Annotated in this window: 1 protein-coding gene; it reads left to right on the top strand. The window is 69.6% G+C overall.

The window, feature by feature from the left end; translation table 11 throughout:
- Positions 1 to 344: 344 nt before the first annotated feature.
- Entirely contained in the window at positions 345 to 3209 is a 2865-nt protein-coding gene (gene cas3, locus AB0O00_RS33535) for a CRISPR-associated helicase Cas3' (protein ID WP_363658282.1), read from the top strand.
- Positions 3210 to 3244: the final 35 nt, after the last annotated feature.

Below are 3244 nucleotides of genomic sequence, written 5' to 3'. Positions count from 1 at the left end.
CCCTCGCCGGCTCTGCCGCCCCGGAGAGCAACCCCCGCGAGCGCGGGGCCGACGGCCGGTCGCCTCGCACGGCCATCCGGCCCGCGGAGCAACCCCCGCGAGCGCGGGGCCGACCACACCGGTGAACCGCGGTCAGGTCACAGCCAGGAGCAACCCCCGCGAGCGCGGGGCCGACACTTGCTGACCTGCGGTGATCTGCCTTAGCGGGTGCGTTCTGAGTTAGTTCTATTGGCTGTCAGCTTCACGATGAAGTGAGGCATTGTCTCATCTCTCTTTGCTGCTGGCCGAGTTGTCAGTCCCGTGTCCTACGCTCTTGAATCCTATCTTGCATGGGAGGTCGGACGATGGTCGATGGCCGCTGGCGGCGGTATCCACCACAGGCCAGGGGCTGGCTCGGTGCCTTGTGGGGCAAGTCCGCCGGGCGGGCAGGCGGCACTGTCAACCTGCTGCTGTCGCACATGCTGGACACCGCCGCGGTCGCGGAGATCGTCTGGGACCGTTACCTGCCGCCAGTGACACGGTTGCGTCTGGACGCCCTTGCGGGTGGCAGGGGCAAGGGGCGGCGCCTGTTCGCTTGGCTGTGCGGGATTCATGACTGCGGCAAAGCCACGCCGATGTTCCAGCACCTTGATGCGGCCGGCGAGGCGGCACTCCGCCGGGCCGGGCTCACCTGGGACAAGTACGCAGTGAAGGGCGTGACCTGGCGGCACGACAAGGCGGGTGCCCGCGTCTTGCGTGCGCTTCTTGACGAGGCCGGCTGGTCGAGTGACCAACGCGACTGGGTGTGGCCGTTGATCGCCGGCCACCACGGAAGCTTTCCGACCTTGGGGCAATTGAGCCCGAAGAAGGAGGAGTGGCAAGGCCGGAGCCCGTCCTGGAAGTTGGCCCAGTTGGCGCTGGTTGAGATGTTCTCCAGGGAGCTCGGCTACGAGGACGAGGCGCCGCTCGCGGCGGTTGAGCCGGTGGTGGCGCCGAGCCGCGCGGTGCAGCTGCAGCTGTCCGGGTTCGTGGTGATGGCGGACTGGATCGCCAGCGACGAGCGGCATTTCAAGGGCATGTCCGATCTGGCGAGGGTGACGATGCCGGAGGCGCGGAAGCGGGCTGCTGCCGCGTGGTCGCAGCTGGGGCTGCGCGGCGGCTGGGGGGCGCTGGCTGTTCCCGGGCCCGAGACCTTCCGTGACCGATTCGGCCACGGGCCCCGGCCGTCGCAGGAGCTTGTGCTCGACGTGGTCCGGCGGATGAGTGGTCCCGGGCTGGTGATCGTCGAGGCGCCGATGGGGGAGGGGAAGACAAAGTCGGCTTTGGCGGCAGCCGAGTTCATGGGCGCCCGCCACGGTGCGGACGGAGTGTTCCTGGGCATGCCGACCCAGGCGACCGCAGACCCGATGTTCACCCAGCTCCGGCTGTGGCTTCGCGCGATCGAGGATGGGCTGGAGAGCCAGGTCGCGCTGCTGCACGGCAAGCGGATGTTCAACAAGGAGTGGCGCGGTCTGCTCAAGGACGCGGGGGAGTGGGGACAGGATGCCGACGGCTGCTACGCGTCGGTGGGCGAGGACGAGTACGGCCTGCCCTCCCAGTTCGCGCAGGCTGGGCAGGATGCGGAGCGCAAGGCCCCTGCCGAGTGGTTCCTCGGCCGTCGCCGTGGCCTGCTGAGCCCGTTCGCGGTCGGCACCATCGACCAGCTCCTGTACGCCGCGACCCGCACCAAGCACGTGATGCTGCGCATGGCGGGCCTGGTGGGCAAGGTGGTCGTCCTCGACGAAGTCCATGCCGCCGACGTCTACATGTCACAGTTCCTGCTGGAAGGTCTGTGGTGGCTTGGGCAGGCCGGCGTGCCCGCGGTGCTCCTCTCTGCAACTCTGCCACCCGAGCAGCGGCGCGGGCTGGTCGCCGCCTACCTGGCCGGTGCGCAGTCGATCGAGGCGGCCTCGGCAGCGCCGGAGCTGCCCGAGCCGCAGGGCTATCCGAGCGTCACGGCGGCCTGGCTCGGGCGCGACGCGAGACCGGAACTGATCGTGGAGAGCACGAAGTCCTGGCGTGACGACCTGTCAGTGAAGGTCGAGGTGTTGGACGAGCCGCAGGACTCCCGGACGCTGCATGAAGGCGCGGGGCCCGAAGATGACGCCGTGACCAGCCTTCTGCGGGAGCGTCTCGTCGAGGGCGGATGCGTCCTCGTCATCCGCAACACCGTGGCCCGCGCCCAGAGCACGTTCGAGGCCCTCCGTAAGGAGTTCGGTACCGATGTCCGACTCCTTCATGGCCGCCTCCACGCAGGACACCGGGCCGACCGTACGCACGAGGTCCTGCAACTGCTCGGGCCACCCTCCAGCGAGGCCGACCGGCCCGACAGGCTGATCGTCGTCGCCACCCAGCTCGCAGAGCAGTCCTTCGACGTCGACGCCGACCTGCTGATCACCGACCTCGCGCCGATCGACCTGCTCCTCCAGCGCATCGGGCGCCTTCACCGCCACGACGGCGTCAAGCGCCCCGGTCCACTGTCCAGGCCCACCGTTGTCATCACCGGCCTCGACCGTCAAAACGATGGCCCGCCGCACATCCTGAGAGCCTCCGAGAAGATCTACGGGCGGTACCTCCTGCTGCGCACGGCGGCCGAGGTGGCCAAGGCCGCAGGCGGGCAATGGGGCATCCCCGGGCAGGTGCCGGAGCTGGTGGCGCGCGTCTACGGCACCGGTCCGGTCGTTCCCACCGACTGGGCCGAAGCGGAGGTGCAGGCCCGGCAGGAGTGGGAGGTGCGGCAGCAGAAGCGGCGGGACGAGGCTGCGCAGTACCTTCTCACGCGTGCGGGCGAACACGGATCCCAGACCTTGGCCGGACTGCACTACGGCGGCCAAGGCACCCTTACAGAAGGGCAGTTCGAGGCGCTCGTTCGCGACGGTGACCGGAGCGTCGAGGTCGTCCTGGTGCGCCGCATCGGGGATGGCTTCCGCGCGGTGACGGGGCGCAGGCTCGGGCCGAACGGCGAGGTGGTGGACGACGTGCTCGCCGGGACGGTGCGCCTTCCCGCCAAGGTGACCGAGGTGGCCGAGCAGGCACTCCGGCCGCTGCCGGGTTGGCGTGATCATCCGTGGCTGCGGCACAGTCTGGCGCTCGAGCTCGATGAGCAGGGTGCCGCGGTGCTCGGCGACTTCCGGCTGCGCTACGACGACCTGCTCGGACTTGTGGTGAGCGGAGGGCGTCCGTACCGGTAGAACGCGTGGGCCGCAGGTCCGTGCCCTTCGGCGTC

Origin of the sequence: Kitasatospora sp. NPDC093558 (assembly GCF_040683475.1) — a bacterium.
GTDB lineage: Bacteria > Actinomycetota > Actinomycetes > Streptomycetales > Streptomycetaceae > Kitasatospora.
This window is presented reverse-complemented; position numbering and strand designations above follow the sequence as displayed.